General features: G+C 68.2%; 16 protein-coding genes. 9 read left to right on the top strand and 7 right to left on the bottom strand.

Features of this window, described 5'->3' with window-relative positions; genetic code table 11:
- The first annotated feature begins 79 nt into the window (after nt 1–79).
- The 6 genes from DP939_RS36435 (at nt 80) to DP939_RS36410 (ending at nt 6,309) form a co-directional block, all read left to right on the top strand.
- Nucleotides 80–1,768, top strand: a complete 1,689-nt coding sequence (locus tag DP939_RS36435) for an AfsR/SARP family transcriptional regulator (RefSeq protein WP_147268268.1) — start codon at nt 80–82, stop codon at nt 1,766–1,768.
- Nucleotides 1,769–2,736: 968 nt separating this feature from the next.
- Entirely contained in the window at nt 2,737–3,963 is a 1,227-nt protein-coding gene (locus DP939_RS36430) for a MarR family transcriptional regulator (protein WP_113985386.1), read from the top strand.
- A gap of 160 nt (nt 3,964–4,123) precedes the next feature.
- Nucleotides 4,124–5,125: a DUF932 domain-containing protein gene (locus DP939_RS36425; RefSeq protein ID WP_113985385.1), complete on the top strand. Its 1,002-nt coding sequence runs from the start codon at nt 4,124–4,126 to the stop codon at nt 5,123–5,125.
- A 73-nt stretch (nt 5,126–5,198) separates the two neighbouring features.
- Nucleotides 5,199–5,528: a hypothetical protein gene (locus DP939_RS36420; protein WP_113985384.1), complete on the top strand. Its 330-nt coding sequence runs from the start codon at nt 5,199–5,201 to the stop codon at nt 5,526–5,528.
- Nucleotides 5,525–5,941: a hypothetical protein gene (locus tag DP939_RS36415; RefSeq protein ID WP_147268267.1), complete on the top strand. Its 417-nt coding sequence runs from the start codon at nt 5,525–5,527 to the stop codon at nt 5,939–5,941. The genes DP939_RS36420 and DP939_RS36415 overlap by 4 nt, the downstream gene beginning before the upstream one ends.
- Nucleotides 5,938–6,309: a hypothetical protein gene (locus tag DP939_RS36410; RefSeq protein WP_113985382.1), complete on the top strand. Its 372-nt coding sequence runs from the start codon at nt 5,938–5,940 to the stop codon at nt 6,307–6,309. The genes DP939_RS36415 and DP939_RS36410 overlap by 4 nt, the downstream gene beginning before the upstream one ends.
- 122 nt (nt 6,310–6,431) lie before the next feature.
- On the opposite strand, the gene DP939_RS45640 is transcribed toward DP939_RS36410, so the two are convergent.
- Nucleotides 6,432–7,373 (bottom strand): restriction system modified-DNA reader domain-containing protein, encoded by a 942-nt coding sequence (locus DP939_RS45640; protein WP_147268266.1) that lies wholly within the window; start codon nt 7,371–7,373, stop codon nt 6,432–6,434.
- A gap of 361 nt (nt 7,374–7,734) precedes the next feature.
- On the opposite strand from DP939_RS45640, the gene DP939_RS36405 reads away from it, so the two are divergent.
- The 3 genes from DP939_RS36405 to DP939_RS36395 all read left to right on the top strand — a co-directional run bounded on the left by DP939_RS36405 (nt 7,735) and on the right by DP939_RS36395 (nt 9,409).
- A complete protein-coding gene (locus DP939_RS36405; RefSeq protein ID WP_113985381.1) occupies nt 7,735–8,241 on the top strand; it encodes a hypothetical protein in 507 nt (168 codons plus the stop codon).
- 142 nt (nt 8,242–8,383) lie between these two features.
- A complete protein-coding gene (locus tag DP939_RS36400) occupies nt 8,384–8,638 on the top strand; it encodes a hypothetical protein (protein WP_113985380.1) in 255 nt (84 codons plus the stop codon).
- A 123-nt stretch (nt 8,639–8,761) separates the two neighbouring features.
- Complete coding sequence (locus DP939_RS36395; RefSeq protein ID WP_113985379.1) at nt 8,762–9,409, top strand: hypothetical protein; 648 nt, start codon at nt 8,762–8,764, stop codon at nt 9,407–9,409.
- Here DP939_RS36395 and DP939_RS36390 read toward each other — a convergent pair.
- From DP939_RS36390 to DP939_RS36365, 6 genes are read right to left on the bottom strand one after another with little or no spacing between them, the layout of a single operon-like run.
- A complete protein-coding gene (locus DP939_RS36390; protein ID WP_158578908.1) occupies nt 9,400–10,437 on the bottom strand; it encodes a C40 family peptidase in 1,038 nt (345 codons plus the stop codon). The two genes, DP939_RS36395 and DP939_RS36390, sit on opposite strands and share 10 nt — an antisense overlap.
- Nucleotides 10,434–11,324: a replication-relaxation family protein gene (locus DP939_RS36385; protein WP_113985377.1), complete on the bottom strand. Its 891-nt coding sequence runs from the start codon at nt 11,322–11,324 to the stop codon at nt 10,434–10,436. Before DP939_RS36385 ends, DP939_RS36390 begins: the two co-directional genes overlap by 4 nt.
- A 23-nt stretch (nt 11,325–11,347) precedes the next feature.
- Nucleotides 11,348–13,756: a type IV secretory system conjugative DNA transfer family protein gene (locus DP939_RS36380; protein WP_225878711.1), complete on the bottom strand. Its 2,409-nt coding sequence runs from the start codon at nt 13,754–13,756 to the stop codon at nt 11,348–11,350.
- Nucleotides 13,753–15,531 carry a VirB4 family type IV secretion system protein gene (locus tag DP939_RS36375; RefSeq protein ID WP_113985376.1) on the bottom strand — a complete coding sequence of 593 codons (1,779 nt, stop codon included), beginning with the start codon at nt 15,529–15,531 and terminating at the stop codon, nt 13,753–13,755. The genes DP939_RS36380 and DP939_RS36375 overlap by 4 nt, the downstream gene beginning before the upstream one ends.
- Nucleotides 15,528–16,472, bottom strand: coding sequence for a PrgI family protein (locus DP939_RS36370; protein WP_113985375.1), 945 nt, complete (start codon nt 16,470–16,472; stop codon nt 15,528–15,530). The genes DP939_RS36375 and DP939_RS36370 overlap by 4 nt, the downstream gene beginning before the upstream one ends.
- The gene (locus tag DP939_RS36365; RefSeq protein ID WP_113985374.1) at nt 16,469–17,881 is read right to left on the bottom strand and encodes a hypothetical protein; all 1,413 of its coding nucleotides are present in this window, start codon (nt 17,879–17,881) and stop codon (nt 16,469–16,471) included. The genes DP939_RS36370 and DP939_RS36365 overlap by 4 nt, the downstream gene beginning before the upstream one ends.
- Nucleotides 17,882–18,081: the final 200 nt, after the last annotated feature.

Here is an 18,081-nt window from a genome sequence, read left to right as displayed (position 1 = left end):
CATTGCTCATAGCGAGGCCTGACAACCCATATTCGAACAGGAGGCTACTCTGGTGCGGGGAAGAGGCTTTGGCCTACAAGTGAATCAGCGGCTGCTTCCCCGGTCGCTGCGGTTGGTGCAACTTTCGACCGTGCTTCCGCTGGCTGCCGCCGCTTCGCTGGCTCCTCCTGTATCGGCCAATGCGGTACGTACTGACTGCCCAAAGGGTCTGACTCCACTGGCCGATCAGTACTGGGATATGGAGAAGCTCTGCGACAATCTAGCTCGGGACGCACTGAACGGCAAGTCGGACAATGTGGCCAACCGCTTCGAGGAGGCACAGCGCTTTCCGGAACCCCATGCCGACTCACCGCCTGTCGCGAAGGCATCGATCCCGCCGCAACCAAAATCTCGCCCCGACAGAGAAGAGGTGGCCAGGCGACATCCACGTCCTGATCAGGAGGCGCCTGCGATCGATAGGCGGAATGAAGATGTTCGGCGCGGCCAGCCCATTGTGGTTGGCTCGCCTCAGCCATGGACTGGGGGTGTAGAAAAGAAGATGCACTGGGGGCAGGGAAAGGAGGAAGCAGAGCACGATAGGTCGCAAGTGAAGAGGGCCCGGCCGGCCAAGCGAACAGCTCCAGCACGCCCTTCCACGGCTGAGTCCGCGCCCGCACATCCATCGCCGGCGTTCTCGCCCGCGACATCGAACGAAAAGAAGATGGGCCGCGTAGATCCGGTGGATCGACAGTCGGTTGGCGTCAATGCCGGCTCGGCCCTGTTGTTCGGGGTAATGGTGATGTTCGGTAGCGCGCTGCTGGCTCGCCGCCTTCGCAGTGCGTCACATTCACGCTCTGTCTCCTTGAGTCCTTCGGAGGGCGGTGCGGTGGCAGTGCAGCGCTCGCCCGTGGATCTGACGCCCACCTACTCCGAGGCCGACCTGGAGGGCGCGTCTCCCAGGCCACCGGTGCATCAGGACGCGACCCCCGCGCCCGACATTGTGGCGGATCTCCCAGAGGAAGCCGCCCAAAACGCATCCGCGCCTTCCAGGGGCTCCTCGAAGGCCAAGGTTCAGGTGCTGGGTCCGTTGCGGGTGGTCGTGGGGGCCGAGGAGGTGTCCTTCCGGCGTACGGAGGGACGGGACCTGTTCGCGTTGCTGGCCACCTCACGGGATGGAGAGTCCCCCGAGACGGTGATCGACCGACTGTGGCCTGATGAAGGAGAGCGGGGCATACGCAGGCTGGAGTCGGCGATCAGGGATATCAATGCATCGATGCGGCAGGCCACAGGCCTTGCCGCCGAGGTCAAGTTCGTGCTGAAGACTGGGCAGCGGCGGCGCTTGGCACCGGTCTACTTCGATGTTGACTGGTGGCGGTTCGAGGATAGCTATGTCAAGTCGAATACGGCGGAGAACGAGGCCGATCGACTGAGTGCCCTACGGCAGATGGTGACCTTGTACCAAGGGCCGCTTCTCGCCGACCGAGATGATTTGTGGTGTCTTCCGCTGCGCCAGGCCGCTACTGACCAAGCTGTGAATGCAGCCCTGCGCTTGGCTGATTTGGAGTCGAGGAATGATCCGTACAGGGCACTGGATGTACTGACGTTGGCCGTTGATCGGATCGATTCCTACAACGAGCTGTTGTGGTGTCAGATGATGACGATTCAGAGCGAGGTGGGCCGGTTGCCTGCGGTCCGGCGGACCTTCCAGCAGATGTCGGAACGGTTGGCGGAGATCGATGCTCAGCCAAGCCGGCAAGTTCGACAGACATATCAGCGGCTCCTCGGATAGCCGAGCGCAACGCAGGTCAAGGCTTCGGTCGCTATCGTGTCACTGACCTCGCCCGGCATGGACGATCCCCTATCCCCCCGGACTTGACACGACATAGGCAGTGGCACGTTAATGGCTGCGCACCGACCCGCCGCACGTGATGGAGCGGCGGGGGTGCCTGGCGATACAGGATGAAGCGGCCTCCGACCGAGAGGCGTCTGTGGCGTTCGCCGAGCGCTGCCACAGGGAACCGTTCGTTCGGTGCTGCGCTCAGCGTTGTCTTTTATGTGTGCGACCGGTGTAGCCGCTTAGATCGCCTCACCGTTCACGGCCGGTACCCGCAGGTCAAGCTGTGCGCGGACGATGCGTTGCGCAGCCCGACTCGCCTATGGGCGACCCCGAATAAGTGCTCGCCCGTCCACGATGTACCTCGCTTCTATCATGAAGGCAATCACCGTGCGTCTCCTCTGGAGACCACCAGCCTCCCGCTGCCCGCTTACGGGCCCCATCCTTACATGGCCGGATAAGGCCGGCCCGATGTGATGCCGAGGTGCCCCGACGATGGGCGCTGACCACATCGCTGTGGTGATATGCCGCATTTGAGCACACAGAAACGTATTGGTTCGATCGGGTTCGTAGGTGTTGGACACGGCGATCCCGGTAGCAGGTGATATGCGATGGTAGCGGCGGACTTGCGGTCCTACCAGCAAGGCCATTCCGAACGAGCATCGTTTCTGGCGGCTCTTTTCCTGATTCCGAAGATAAGGCACAGCCATTGCGGCTGGCGAGTTCAGCTCAACTGCTCCACCTCATGTAGGCACCGGCAGTTCAGTTGGGTTCAGTTAGGCAAGCCTCTCCAGCCGTTGTGGTGACTAAAAACATTTCGCGATCGCTTGCAATGCCTATGCGAGCCGAGCGATAGTCGAGCTCCACCAATCACGAACAGGCCACTATAAAACCGGTTCGGAATCGGAAAGGAGCCTTACCAAATGAACAGCCGAGTCACCGAATCCAACGCAACGGACGCCCACGACATCGCAACCGACACCGCCGCCGTCAGCGCCCCTGACGTGGCCCCTACACCGTCAGTCGCCGGTGACGCCGACGCCGCCCGCACGGACCGCCACGGGGCTGTGTGGGCGGCGCTGCTGGCCAACCCCGGGGGGTCGGCAACCGCTGTCGGGGCCGAGGCGGGAATCAGCCGGGTCAGCGCCAGCAAGATCCTCAACGAGTTGGAGGCGGAGGGCCGGGTTACCCGTACGGCGGGCGGTCACGACGGGCGGGGCCGTACCCCTGACCGTTGGTTCCCCGTGGTGTCCGACGCCGACAACGGCGCGGCGGACGAGTGCGGATCGGACAGCGTGAGTGATGCCCCGGTCGGATCGCCCGCTACCGGCGCGGTCGCGGCCCCGGACACCCCCGACACCGACGACAACACCGACGACAACGCCGAGGCCGACGCCGACGGTGCCGCAACGGTCGGCGTATTCACCACGACGACCGATGCGGCCCCGGCTGATCTTCCCGACGACAACGCGCCCGACACCGTCACCGGGGACTCGGCCGCCTCGGAGTTCGTCAGTACCGATGATTTCGACGCCTCAGGCCCGGCGGGCGAGGAGATCTTGGTGGGCGTCCCGGGGGATGAGTCCGACAGCACCCCTGACCTCAGCCCGGCCGCTGTCCCCGCGTTCGCCGTCACCGCCCCCACCGGCGAGGCTGACGAGGAGGAGACGGCGGCGGAATCCCCTCAGGTTGTGGACCCGGCGTGGACGCGTGCGCGGGCCGAGCTACTGGAGTTGGCCGACCTGCTCACCGGCGCGGTCGCCGAGATGGACGGTGAGGGTGACCGGGTGATGGCGTTGGGCCGGTTGGAGATGTTCATCGCCAAGTCCGCACAGGCGCACCGGAACGCCCGCGCGGTCCTGACCGGCGTCACGACCGCCCGCCCCGGTTCGACCCGGGGAACGGACAGCCGGTCCGGTGGAGCAACCGGCACAGCGGCGGTCCGGCCCGGGGCGCTGCGGGATCGTGTGCTGGCCCACCTGACCGAGCACCCGGGTAAGGACTTCACGCCGTACGAGATCGGCCGGGTGCTCGACAGCTCATCGGGCGCGGTGGCCAACGCACTCGACCGGCTCGTCAGCCTGGGACAGGCCGAGCTGACCTGCGAACGGCCCCGCCGATTCACCGTCGCCGCCGGTCAGGGTGCCTGAGACGGGCCGGGGGCGGGCTGGCCTATAGCCCGCCCCCGGGCCCGCTAGGACCTTACCCGGCACCATACGCCGCCGGGCCCCTACGGCCACTCACATCCCACGTAGGGGCGCGATCTGACCGCCCGTCCATCCCATTCATCTCATTAGGAAGAGGTCTGTCATGGCTCACGAACTCGAAGTATTCGCTGACGGTTCCGCCGCGTTCGCCGCCGCCGGTAAGCCCGGCTGGCACCGGCTCGGCTACACCGCCCCCGGCCCGATGACCGCTGAGGAACTGCTCGCCCACGCTCAGCTCGGCGGCTGGAACGTCCGCAAGGTCCCGGTCGGCCAGGTCACCGACCCGGACACCGGCCAGACGGTCGCGGCCGAGGAGGACTTCCTGATCGTGCGTACCAACCCGCACACCGGCGCGCCGGAACGGCTCGGCATGGTCGGCAAGGACTACAAGATCGTTCACAACGAGGAGGTCGCCGAGTTCCTTCAGACCCTCGTGGACGAGTCCGGCGCGGTCTTCGACACCGGCGGTTCGCTGAACGGCGGACGCCGGATGTTCGTCACCATGCGCCTGCCCGAACCGCTCATGGTCGGCGGCTTCGACCAGGTCGATCTCTACCTCGCGGCGTTCTCCCGGCATGACGGATGGGGCGCGTTCACCACCGTCGCCACCCCCGTCCGCGTCGTGTGCGCCAACACCGAACGCGCCGCGTTGCGCAACCACGCCGCCATGTTCAAAGTGCGCCACACGGGTCACATCGCCGGGCGCATCGCCGAGGCCCGCGACGCGCTACGGCTGACGTGGCGGCACGGTGAGGCGTTCGCCGCCGAAGCCGAGAGACTGCTGGCCACACCGATGGACGTCAAGGAGTTCCGCCAGTTCGCCGCCGCGTTGCACCCACTCGGCCCGGACGCCAAAGACCTGACCCGGCGCAACCACGAACTGGCGATGCGGGACCTGGAGTGGCTCTTCACCTCCGCCCCGACGAACGAACCGATCCGGGGCACCCGGTGGGCCGCTTACAACGCGGTGACCGAACGGCTGGACCACCGCAGCCCGGTGATCGGACGGCGCGAGGCCGCGATCGTCCGCGCCGAGCGCGCGCTGCTGGACGACCACGCCAACAGCAAGATCAAAAGCCGCGCCTTCCACCTGCTCGCCGCCTGACCACGGTACGCCCGGCTCACCAACCCGGGCGTACCGCCCATCCCCCCACCTCACCCCTGAAAGGAGACAAAGCATGGGCTACTTCGAGTTCCACGCCATCGATGCGGACCAGGGCCAGGACTTCACCGCCAAGGAGATCTCCCGCGCCGCCGTCGCCCAGTACGTCTGTGGCTGGTGGCAATCAGTCATGGATCAGGTCAACACCGGTGGGGCCGCACCGGCGTACGTGATCACGCGCACCCGGGTCCGGGCAGAGCGAGTGCTGATCGGACAGGAACCGGCATGTCGCGGTGAGCTGTTCGCTCAGGCCATGGCCCAGGCCCGTCGCCAGGCCGCCCAGCGGTTCCTCGCCGTCACGCAGACGCTCGCCGACGCCTTCCCCGCCCCCGAGAGGAGCCGATGATGATCTTGCCATGCGCACAGCCCTGCACTCTGGACCTTCACCTGCGGCAGGTGATCGAGTCGGTCACGCGGGCGCACGCGGCGGAAGCCGCCGAGCTGACCTACCGCATCAGCGAAGGCCACCGGCTCTCGTCCACGTGCCTGTACGGCACCGCCTATGGGCGGGACCTGCGTACCTGGTGGGGCACGGTGATCAAGCAGATCAACGAAAACGAGATCACCACAGACCACGCACTGCGCCGAGTGCGAGCCTGGGTCCGCCAGTACCTCACCACCGAGCCTGCCTCCAGCGTGCCCGGGACGCTGTTCGATCACGCCATCGCCCACGCCTCCCGGGCGGCGGCACGCGAGTTCCTCACCACCAGCGGAGAACTCCTCACCTTGCACGCCTTCTCCCAGGAGGAGGTCCGGTGAGCGTCTCGGCCGGTGAGGGCGCGGAGATCGAGGTGTTCCATCTGCTGGCGTGGCGCTGGAACATCACGGCGGCCAAAGGGTTCGCGGCGGGCCGCACCCCGAAGGGCACACTGGCACCAGCCGAATGGGCGGCCCTGTTGTCCCTGATCACGATCGACCCTGACCACGCTGCAAATGTAGACCTGTCCGAACCGGTGATCGCGGTCCCGGTACCCGACGCGGGCGGCCCGCTCGTCATCGACGGCTGGCACCGGATCTACAAGGCCCTGACCACGGGAACGGACCGGCTACCCGCCATCCTCCTCACCCCAGAGGAGGAGCGGATCTGTCGAATCCACGGCGGCGAGAAGGGATACGGCTGGCGGTAACCGCGCCCCGGTGGCGCAGGTGGAGTGCCCCGGTCCGCGCACCTCGTGCGCGCGGCCGGGGCGCACCTCCTGCATCACCGGGTCATTTCCGAGCAATGGGCTTACCGGTCAGCGGTCGGCATTCAACTCGGGGAAAGCAGATTCTGATCACCGCCCTCCGCCGTGAGGCGTTCATCGAGCCGGCGACGCAACTCCTTCAGCTTGACAAGGCCATTCGAGGTTTGGACCTGCCAGAAGTCCCATCCATTCACACTGGTACCTGTGACCGCGCAGGCGGCGCTGGTCGGTTTGAGATGGGACTGCTGACCATAGCGAATCCAACCGTCCGCACCCACTACCGCCTCCGCCGGATAGGAAGGCGAGGACGAGAACAGTCTCGCGCCCGGCTGGATCAGCCCCGCCGCGACGAGGTCGGCCAGAGTCGTCGCGCTTCTCATCCTGCGGCCACCTGGCCGAGATCTACTGCGCTCCGCTGCCGCTGGCCTGCTCATGGGGCCCGTCGCGACGCCGTGGCCGATCAGGCGCAGAGCGCACAGGACCGGCGGAACGTAGGCCAGCATGTTCCTTTGGTCGTCGATGGAGATGCTGAGATCGCGAGGTCGGTTACCGTTATGGAGATCGACCTGCGAAGAATCATGAAGGATGTCATAGAGCTTTCCTTCTAGCCAACCGGTTTCGCCACTGTGCAGACTTGCTCCTCCTTCTCGGCGAACAAGCAGGGCCCGATACCAATGGCCGCGAGTGCGAAGTTGTTGCCGAACTCGCGTGCGCAGTCCCGGGAGGGAGGATTTGCCCACGTAGGCACCCCAACGCCCTTGGGAATCTGGTCGATCCAGAAGCAGGTACGCCCCTGGTACATCCCAGGTGACATCGAGCCGGGAGAGATGGGCGCGTTCGGCAATAGCCATACCCACGACAGAGTGTCCGATGCTGATCTCCAATGGAGCATTAAGGTCCGCCGGGATCAGTGTCGTCAGTATCGTTTGTGTGGGTATGTGCCCTTCCATCTCATGTCTCCCCAGGTCGTGAATCCAGTCCAGATCTTCTGGAGAGTAGCGGATCAATAGCTAACTGTGACGACCGCTTTGCCGAGGCAGGACCACAGTGGACCCGCGCCGCGCCGCGCGGCCGACCGCGAGCGGCCCGATGGCGGGCGCTGCGCGACGCCGTGGTGATCGCCGCCCTGTACGCCTCGGGGATACGCCGCGCCGAGCTGCCGGGCTCGTGCCGGCCGACTACGACCCGCCCGCCTGCTCGCTGCACGTGACCGGCAAAGGCAACAAGCAGTGCGGAGCCAGGGTCCAGGAAAGGTAAAATCCCAGCTCAGGCAGCATTTTCGGGTTTCCGGACGGCTCTTTTTGGGTATACTGTATTTAGAAAGAAGGCGGGACGCACACCCGCCGCCCAACACACGAAGGAGTCCCCATGAAGGCCACCAAGACCGCCCTGGCCGTCCGGACCATGCACTACCTCCCCAGCGTCACCATCCGTCTGACCGGCGCGGCCGAGAACCGCGTCGTCCCCCGCCGCGACCGGGATCGCGCCCAGGTCGATGTCTACATCCCCGGGGCCATCGTGATTCTCTGGGACGAGCGGGCCGCCTGGACCATGCTGACCGCGTGGCGCAACGCGGGCGGGCTCGCCGAGCGAACGTTCGGTGCGCGCCGCGCGGGCGGCTACGAGGTGGCAAACCGGCACACCAGCCACATCACGATCGGCCTGCAGGGCAAGCAGTCGGTGGAGGTGTTCGCCCGCAACTACCTCCACTCCCGCAGCGGCTGCGGGGAACTGGCCATCGTGGTCGGGCCGCTGACCATCGTGGCCGACGACCGGGAGGCGTACGACCAGCAGGTGGCCACATGGCGGGTGGCCGCCGCCGCCGCGAACGCGGTGTTCGACCAGGAGGGCCGAGCGCGACGCCGGGCCGAGTAGCCGCCCAGCACCCGGGGGCGGCCCGCACGGGCCGCCCCCCGGGGTTATCCACAGAACAACGCTCCGTTCAGCGCGGGCCGGGGCGGACCGGCCATCCTGACGGAAGCACCAGCGCGACCACTCACGATCAACAAGGAGCACCATGTTCGAGATCCGCGACCAGGCCGGGCAGGCCCTCGGCAGCGAGGACACGCTGGCCCTCGCCGAGGCCCGGCTTGACGAGTTGACCCGCGACCGGCCCGGACAGCCACGCCAGACGGGCACTTGGACCATCACCGACACCACGACCGGCATCGTGGCCGCCGAGCTGACCCGCTACCCGGGGCCGCCGACACCGTTCCGGTCCGTCCTGGCCACGCTGGCCGACAGCGCGCCCCCGCCGGAGGATGAAAGGTAAGTGGCGGCCGGTGATACGGGCAACGCCCGCTCGCACACACCGGCCGCCGATTGGTCCCACCCACGAAGGAAGGAACTCCCCTAGCCTATCGACCGGCTCTGACCAAGCTGGAGGATGGTGGACATGACCAGGGACGACGACGAGGACAGCGGCACGATCACCCTCGCCGAGTGGGCGAAGGAGGTCGGTCGCACGCCCGAGCACATCGCCATCCGATGGCGGCCGACACCAGGCTTCCCGCGCCCAGCCGGTCGCCGCCGGCGGTTGGGTGCTCGCGGCCCGGGCGAGCCGGTGTACGACCGCGATGCGCTGGAGACCTGGCTCGCCGCATGGGAGGAGGCCCGCGCCCGCCCCCGCCGTCGGTATGAGGTCCCCGGCGATCCGGACGAGATGCGCACCTTGAATGCGATCGCCCGGCTGCTCGGCGTCGCCGGGAAGACGCTCTCCCAGTACCGGCAAACGTTCGACGCGCACGCGGAACACCGCGACCACGGAGCCCGCACCCTCTACCGCACGGGCGACGTCGTGAACCTGCTCAACGACCGGCCGGGAGCCGGGGTGGCCAGCGCGACCGAGCGCGACGCCCGCCGTGGGCGCGACCTCACCGACCAAGAGGCCGCGCGCCTGCAGGCCGCCGCCACCCCGGGAGAGTGGGCGGCCATCGCGCGGGACCTGCTCGCGGACGGGGCGAGCCGCCCGAGCATCGGCCGCGCAGTCGGCCTCACCGGCAACGCCGTCGAACAGCGGCTACGAGACCATGATCACATGTGACCGGGGTGGCTCCCGGGAGTGCCCATCACGAACCGCCGCTGAATGTGCTCGTGGTTGGTGGAATGCTCCGTAGTGCCTCCGACATCGATATCGAGCAGTTCCACAGTGGTCGTCAACCGTGCGGCCTTGCGGGCCATCGGGCGTGTGAAGCCGACCAGGTCCGGCCATTGGTAGGACGCGATCTTGACGACGTCTCTGCTGTTCGGTGCGTGGATCATCTGTCTGTTGCCGATGACGAGGCCGACGTGCTGGGGTTCGCCGCGGTACATCCGGAAGAACACCAGGTCGCCGGGCTTTTCCTGACCTCGTGGGACGGGCGGGCCGTAGCGCCACTGGTCAGCCGCAACTCGTGGGATGTTGAGTCCGGCCGCCTGGTAGGCCCGCATGGTGAGTCCGGAGCAGTCGAAGGCGGCCGGCCCTTCGGCTCCCCAGATGTAGGGCTTGCCGAGCTGGGCGTGCGCGTACGCAAGGACAGCGGAGACGCCTTCCCCTCCGACAGGTACGACGCAGAAGCCGGCGACGGCATCGACGAGGCGCTGGGAGAGCGGCTCCCATTTCGTGTAGGCGTTGGGGAAGGCGGACCGTTGTACGGCCTGGGCGGCGTGGGCGAGTGGAAGTCGCTCCCAGCGAGGAATTTTGACGAGGCGGTCGTAGAACTGGCTGGTCGCGTATGCGGGGTCCAGGATCTGTTCGGGACTTCCCCATCCTTGTGAAGGGCGCTGCTGGAACAGGCCCAATGAGTCGAGGTGTCCGTAAGTGGCGTTGCGGAGGCGGGACTCCTGCAAGGCTGTGGCGACCGCGATCACGGCGGCTCGTGTCGGCAGGTCACGGTGCAGCGCGGCTTGGATGATGAGTGTGGCGTTACGCTTCTGCTCCTCGTCCAGGGTCCCAAGGGACTGTTGTGAGCTGTCCGGTCCGGGCGTTATCAGGCAACCGGGGCCGCCGGAGCTGGTGAGGATGCTTCCGGCCGCGGCGATGAACAGTCCGATGAGCAGCAAGAGAGCGGCGCCGACTGCGGCGTACTTCACTCCTCGTCGGCTCCGGCCGGAGAGCCGGCGGCGCGGCCGAGGTGGGGCCATGCATTGCCGAGTTCCGCCAGGCGTAGTCGTGGGCCTTCGGAGCCGACCGCCAGCCATACCGGTCCGGCTGGGCCGTCTCCGATCGTGGTGTGGACGGCGGTGGCCACTGGGACCTCCGCGCTGGTCAGCCGCTGGCGCAGGTTGGTCTCCCGGGCTCGGCTGGGCAACCAGAGCAGCACCGGAGTGGAGATGCCGGTGGCTTCGGCGAGGTTGGCGTAGTCGGCGAGTTTGGCGATGACCTTGGTGAGGGTTTCGCTGCCGGTGTCGTGTTCGAGGAAGAAGTCGAGCTGGCGCCCGTTCTCGTTCCATCGTCCGAAGGCGTCGGGGCGGGCGAGGTCGCCCCAGAGCTGCGCGCAGCGGCGTTCGGACCACCAGGCGCCCACCTCGGCCTGCCTGCTGGTACGGCGGGCGTGGTGGTGGAGGTCGGCGAAAAAGTCGTTGACGCCGATCTGGTGGCCGAGCCGCTTTGAGACGGAGATGGCCATGGCCGTGTCGGGGTGGTAGCCGAGCTGGGCGATGGTGGTGTCGTCTTTGAGCGCCAGGACGGCGGCTCCCGCTCGGCCGAGGATCCAGTGGGAGGGGGCCGAGCCGCCGCCGTACGCGGTCCAGGGGCGAAAGCGGGTGATGGCGTGGAACGCGTGCAGGATGCCGAGGCGGCGACGGGTCGGCTGCGGCAGGTTGAAGAAGATCTTTTGGATCTGGTGGGTGGTCAGGACTCGGTGCTGGTGCAGGTGGCTGAGGATCTCGTAGTCGCGCGGGGTCAGCCGGGCGGCCAGCTCGGCCAGTGCGGCGGCGTCGAGGCGGGGCAGTCCGATGGGCGTACGGGTCACCGGCATTCGATCTTCTCCCGGTTCGTTTGCTAGTGGTTGCGTGGGTCGGCGGGCTTGCGTCGTCTGTTGCGCGGGGTCGGTTCGGGGGCGGCGGTTGAGAAGCGCTCGCGGGAGGCCTTGCGGATCTCTTCTTCACGGCCGCTTTGGATCGGTGGCAGTGGCCGGGTGCGTACGGTGCAGGGCGGGGTCTGCCGGCCGTCGATGATCAGCCGGACGGCGGCCTGGTAAGCGCCGAGGTGGGCCAGGTCGTGCGGGGTGATCAATGGCGCGGTGTGCGCCTTGAGGTCGTTGGCGTCCTTGGGGGAAGTGGTGAAGAAGATCTTGTTTCGGGCGTCGGCCGACAGGGCTTCGCGGAGGTCGGCGGGGAGCTGGTCCAGGTGCTGGTGGGCGAGTACGAGGGAGAGGCGGTAGCCGCGTGCCTCGGCGAGGACGTCGCTGATGTGGCCTGGGAGGTTGAGGAAGTTGTGGCACTCGTCGATGTAGAGGGCTGCGTCGGGGCGGGCGGATGCGGCGAGTACCGCTCGGCGGGTGGTGGCATGCCAGGTGTGGGCGAGCAGGATCGAGCCGAACAGCCGGGCGGCGTCATCGCCGAGGATGCCTTTGGGCAGGCGGGCGAGGATGAGACCGCCTTCGTCGAGGAGTTCGCCGATGGGGACGGTGGTGGTGGGGCTGGTGAGGGCGTGCCGGATGAAGGGCCGAAGCAGGACGGCGCGGAGTTTGTTCATGACCGGGCCGATCACGGTGGCCTGTCCGGCCGGGGTGAGAGCTTGGTAGGAGTCCCAGAAGCCGGCCAAAAGTTCGTCGCCCAGCCGGGCGGTGATCCGCGTGCGGTAGGCGGAGTCGGTGAGCAGCTTTGGTACGTCGGCCAGGGTGGCGCGTGGCCCGAGGACCTTGGTGAGGGTCAGGCATGTTGACCGCAGGAGGTCGTCCACGCGTGGTCCCCAGGCTGTGGAAAAGCATCGGTGGAAGATGGTGACGATGGAATCGACGGCGAAGGCGGGGTTGGGGCCGGCGAGGACGTTGATGACGGGTGGCGGCGCGGCGTCTTGCGGGTCGAAGACGACGGTTGAGCCGATCGTGCGGCTGGGCAGCCGGGCCAGTACGTCGGTGATCAGGTCGCCCTTCGGGTCGATCACCAGGGCGCCTCGGCCTGCCTCGGCGTCGGCGAGGACCATGTTGGCCAGCAGGGTGGATTTGCCGACGCCGGTGCCGCCGAGTACGTGGATGTGATGGCGGCCGTCCGGGATGGGCATGGCCACGGGCCGTCTGTGGCCGCTGTCGGCGTCGCCCAACACGCGGACGCGCTGGTCGGCCGGGCCGCTCGGTACGGCCGGTGACGGGGCGACGGGGCGCGCTCCGGCGCGGGTGACGCCCGGGGCGTCGATGTCCCAGGGCAGGTGGGCGAGCGCGGCCAGTTCGCCGACCGAGAGCAGATATCCGGTGCCGAGCCGCCGCGAGCCCGGCCTGCTGGGGAAGAGCCGGGCGCGGCGCAGGTACTGGTGGCTGGAGGTGTACAGGGCGAAGACGCCGGCCAGGGTGTGTGCCCGGCCCCGCAACCGGGGTACTGCCTTGCCGGTGACGGTGTATCGGACGGCGACTTCGTAGCGGGGCTGGGCGGCTTTGATGAGGATGGCGCGGACTTGGTCGGCGCGTTCGGGGAACATGCGGGCCAGTTCGCCGGGGCTGGTGTGGCCGGACATGGGGGCGAGCTCGTCCAGGGCCTGTCCGAGGAGGCCGGCGGTTCTCGCTCCGCGCAGGGCGGCTGCGGCTCGGTGCGCACGGCGTAGCCGCCTGCCGGTGGTGGGCCGGGCGAGGATCTGCACCAGGGCGTGCTCGCCGGGGCGCAGGCCGGTCATGGCGGCGAGCATCGAACGCACGGGATCGTTGGGATGGTCGGTCTTGAGCGGGAAGTGCTCGGGGCGGCCGAGCAGGAGCCGTCCGCTTGCCGTGCGGGCCTTGGTGTCCAGTGGGGCGGTCGCGGGCCGGGTGGTGATCGTCGTACCGGGCCAGGCCGCCTGGACGGCCTTTTCCACGGTGCCGGGCGGGACGGTGCCGGGCACCCAGAGCTGGATGCGGACACCTGACTCGTCGGCGAGGTACTCCCAGGCCAGATGTGGCTGGCCGGTGAGTAGCCGTTTCCAGGCCGGGCGCAGGAGTCCCAGGAGGTGGCTCCACAGGACCGGGGCACCGTTCGGGTCGGTCTGCGGGGGTGGGGTGATCTCGATGAGGCGCGAGCCGGGTTCGAGCCTGGTGTGTCGCAGGAGTGCCAGGCCGTGCCGTAGGAGGGCCAGCACTGACATTACGCAGGTCACGGTCGCGCCGATGTGCCAGCCGTACAGGGCGAGCAATTCTGGTAGCCGGGAGGGGAGGTCGCTCAGGGCGTCGAGTACTGCTTCGACGTCGCGATCGGTGAGATCGCACAGGAGGCAAGGGCTCACAACGGGTCCCCTTCCTCGTCTTGCTGGCCGGTGGTGAAGGCGGGGGCCTGGCCGGGTTCGAGGCGGGCCAGTTCGGCTGGGTCGCTGGTGATCAGTTCGGTCTCTTCGGGGGAGGCGGTGGCGTAGAAGGCGGTACGGCTGGCGGGGCCGGCGATCAGGAGGGCCTCGCCGCGTTCGGCGGTGAGCAGGAACTGCCGTTCGCCGTCGGACAGGTCGAAGGCGTCGCCTACCGTTTTGATGGCTTGTGGCGCTTGGCGCAGGAGGATCTGGCTGGCGGCGTTGGCCACGATGGCCTGTCCGAGTTCGCTGGCCAGCAGGTCGGCGGCGTCCTGGGTGACGACGGCGAGCCCGGCCCAGTGCTTTCTGGCCGCCTTGGCCATCCGGAAGAGGAAGCGGGCGCCTTCGGGCTCGCGCATGAGAAGCCACGCTTCATCGACCACGACCAGGCGTTTACGGCGGTCGCGGGGGTTGGCCACCCGTCGCCAGACGGCGTCCAGTGCCAGCAGCGTGCCGACCGGCTTGATCTCCTCCGGCAGGTCCCGCAGGGAGAAGACGATCAGGTGCCCGGCCGGGCTGGTGGTGGTAGGTCCGTCGAACAGGTGCCGGTAGGAGCCGGACACATATGGGGCGAGCTGGCGAGCCAGCTCCTCGCCGCCCGTCTGGGCTTGCAGTGCGGTGACCAGGTCGGCGAGCAGCGGAGCGGGGCGTGTCCAGGTCGCCGGGTCGGTAGTGATTCCGGCGGCTGCGTAGGCGGCGAGGATGGCGGCGTCCAGTACGGCGCGGTCCTGGGGGGTGATGGGTGTGCCGAGCATGGTGGCGATGAGGGTCTGCAGGAAGAGCGCCCGGCGGGCGAGTACGTCATCGGCTGCTCCGTGGCCGGTGGGCAGGTCGAGCGGGTTCCACCGCACGCCGGACGCGCCGAGGCGGAGGTAGGTGCCGCCGACGGCGCGGGCCAGGCGGGCGTACTCGTCTTCGGGGTCGATGACGGCGATCTCGACGCCCTGGTACAGCAGGCGCAGTGTCTCCAGCTTGGTGAAGAAGCTCTTACCGGCACCGGAGCGGGCCAGGATGACGGAGTTGTGGTTGTCCTGGGCGAAGCGGTCCCACAGCACGACGCCGGAACCGGAGGCGCTCACGCCGTAGAGGACGGCGGTGTCTCCGACCGGCGTGGCGAGGTCCGGTGAGGTGAAAGGGAAGGCGGCGGCCAGCGCGGTGGTGTCGAAGCTGCGGCGAAGCCTGATGGCGTCGGTGGCCAACGGCAGGCTGGTGATCCAGCCTTGCAGGGCACGGAAGGTGGTCGGCTGGGCGTCCAAGAGCAGGGAGGCAGCGAGTGCCTGGACGCGTTCGACCTCGGCCGTCAGTTCCTCGTCGGTGGCGGCGTGGACGGTGAGGTAGAGGCCCACTTTGAACAGGCGGCCGTGTCCTTGGGCGAGTCCGGCGGCCAGCTCGGTGGCGTCATCGGCGGCGGCCTCGGTGCCGAAGTCCTGCAGGCGTCCGTGTTCGGCGTCGGAGCGGCTGGCCGATTCGAGGCGGGCGAGCTGGCGGCGTAGCCGCATCGCGGCCACGGCCGGTGGGATCGGCTCGATGTGCAGGGACACATCCAGGCGGCCGGGGTAGGCGAGCAGCGGTTCCAGCCAGCCTGCGCCGACGTCGCGCGGGTAGCCGACCACAGCGAAGGAAGAGGCGAGGCTGTGGGGGAAGGTGAGTGTGCGGGCTCCGATCTCCACGGCTCCGGCCGCCGGCAGTGCGCTCGGCTCGTGGGCCCGGCGTCTCATGGGTTCTCCCTTGTGGTGACGGGCTCGTGGGGCAGCGCGGTGTCGGCGGGATGCCATCCGCCTGGGTCCAGGCACTCTGACAGCACCTGGTAGGCGGTCTGGGCGTCGAGTACGCCGGCGGTGACGCCGAACGCGGCGAGGTTTCGCGCGATCTCGGTTGCTCGGCGTAGGAGTACTGCCGCGGAGGCGTCGCGACGCACCGCGCGTCTGCCGGTGGCTTGGTGGTCGCGAAGGACGATGAGTACTTGGCGGGCGAGTAGATCCGGGGAGGCGTTGAGCCGGCTGAGGAAGGCCGCGTGCTGGTCGGCGGCGTGAGACAGCGCTGGATGCGGCAGGTCCGCGGCCTTCTGCTCGACGGTGTCGATCAGGCCGCTGAGGTCGATGGGGCGGGTGCGAATGAGGATCTGTATCGGCGCTTCCAAGCTGTTGAGCCAGCGGCCGAACGCGGCGACCAGTCCCGCCTGTTCGGTGGTGGTGCGCAGGTGAAAGGACAGTGTGGAGGTTTCGACCAGTACGGCGACGCCGCCCTCGGCCAGCTCCAGCGCGCCGTCGGTGCGGATCGCGCGCACCGGCAGGCTGAGCGGAGCGGGCAACTTGCCGCGCAGACGGCACCAGCTCGGCGGCTCACTGACGCCTTCCGGCGCGGCCACCAGCCGCTTCGGGGAGTAGGTGAACAGCAGAGCGGCCATGGCGAAGCGGTCCAGGGTGAGTCCGTCTCGGCGGCCGAGGGCGACGGCGAGCCCTACCGCAAGGACGGGCAGGAGTACGGCTGCCAGGACCACGATGGGCAGCAGGTGGTGGAACAGGTAGTAGACGCTGGCGGCGACCGCTCCGGTTACGGTGATGATGAGGATCTGCCGGAAGGTGAGGCCATAGGCGATCTTGTCGGGGCGGTCGATGTCCGCCGGGATACGAGCGGTCAGCGGCTCTTGATCGCTCATTGGCCGTGCTTTCTCGGTGTGCGGCGGGGCGGTGGGTCAAGGCGGAGCCGGAGCTGGCCGGGGCGGGGCGGCCTGGTGGGCATGCCAGGCAGCCGGTCCTGCACATACGGAGGGCGGGGCCGGATCCACGGCCCGCCCGATGGCGGCGGCGTGGGCGAGGCCGGTGGACGGGGGACCCGGGTGACGGGGAATGGCAACGCCATCTGGCGGCCTTGCCGTGCCTGTACCGACGCCATAGGTGCTCGTCGGGCTGCTGGAGGGAGGTCGAGCGGCAGTTGGAGTTGCTGTGGCGCAGCGCCTTGCCGGGGCGGGCCGCCCGAGCGGGTGGGTGGCTTCACTGGGTGTGCTCCTGTGGAGGTGGACGGCCGCTTTGCTGAAGCCGGTCGTGGACCTTGGCGTGCGGCACTGCCAGACCGTGGCCCTGCTGCTCCCCTTGGGCGTCTGCCAGGGCCGGGCCGGGTTCTTCTTCTGGCCGCTCTACGGGCCCCGCCGATCGCTCCCAGCGCCTTGTAGACGATCACTGCCTTGATCAGGCGCTTGAGGAGATTGGGCTGGGCCTGCTGCCAGATACTGCGCGCCACCCAGCCGGGGATTTTGATCAGGACGAAGAGAATGCCGATCAGGATCAGAGCGTCGATGGCCTGGCTGGCGATCGGCTGGGCCAGCAGGGTCTCGGCGGTACCGGCGTCTGGCGGGGGCGGGGTGAAGACGTCGGTGGCCTGGGTCAGGTACACCTTGAAGGCGAGGATCAACGCCAGCGCCTGCAACACCTGGATCGCCAGGACCCCGGTGAAGCCGCGCCACCACAACCGGGCGATGCCCTCGGTCTGCGGGAGTGCGTGGCACAGCAGCGCGAGCGGGGCCGCGATGATCAGGAACAGCAGCAGGGTGATCCGGACGAACGCGATGAAGGCCAGCACGATCCCCAGCAGCACCGCCACGCCGACCATCAGCACCAAGAACAGCAACGTGTTCTCGGTATCGGTGATGAGACCCGCGACCTTGCCCGCCAGCAGATCTCCCGCCCGCCGGCCGTCCACGCCCTGGCCGAGCAACGCCGTCACCAGGTCGTTGGCCAGTTGGACCGCGTACTCGCAGACGGTGAGCGAGAAGTTGACGGCGATGGCGGCGACCACCAGGCGCGGGGCGATCTCCTGGACCGTGGTGGAGGTCTGCACGCTGCCGTAGGACATCACGATCACGCCGCCCGCCAGGACGAACAATCCCAGCAGAGCGTTGGCTATCAGCCGGACATGATCGGACAGTTCTCGCACCCGGGCGAGCATCGACGGCGGAGGCGAGGACAGCAGTATCCGGCCCACCATGACGAACGCCGGATTGATCGCCTCGACCACCAGCCGGGTGAACCAGCCGTTCATCGCCTCCTTGACCTTGCACCCGACGTCCATCCACCCGCACCCATCCGGGGCCGCAGGCGCGAGCACCTTCCCTTGCGGGTCTGGAAGGGGGCTGACCACGGGGCTGGGCGTGGGAGCCGGTGAAGCCGAGGCCGCGGTACCGCCCAAGCCCAGCACCATCGCAACGGCCAGAAGAATCCACGCCGCGCGGCGCAATGCGACGGCCGTCTGATACCGGGTGGCGGTCACGG

Origin of the sequence: Spongiactinospora rosea (assembly GCF_003315795.1) — a bacterium.
GTDB classification, from domain to species: Bacteria; Actinomycetota; Actinomycetes; order Streptosporangiales; family Streptosporangiaceae; genus Spongiactinospora; species Spongiactinospora rosea.
Note: the sequence above shows the minus strand (reverse complement) of the source record. Positions and strands in the feature narration are given on the sequence as shown.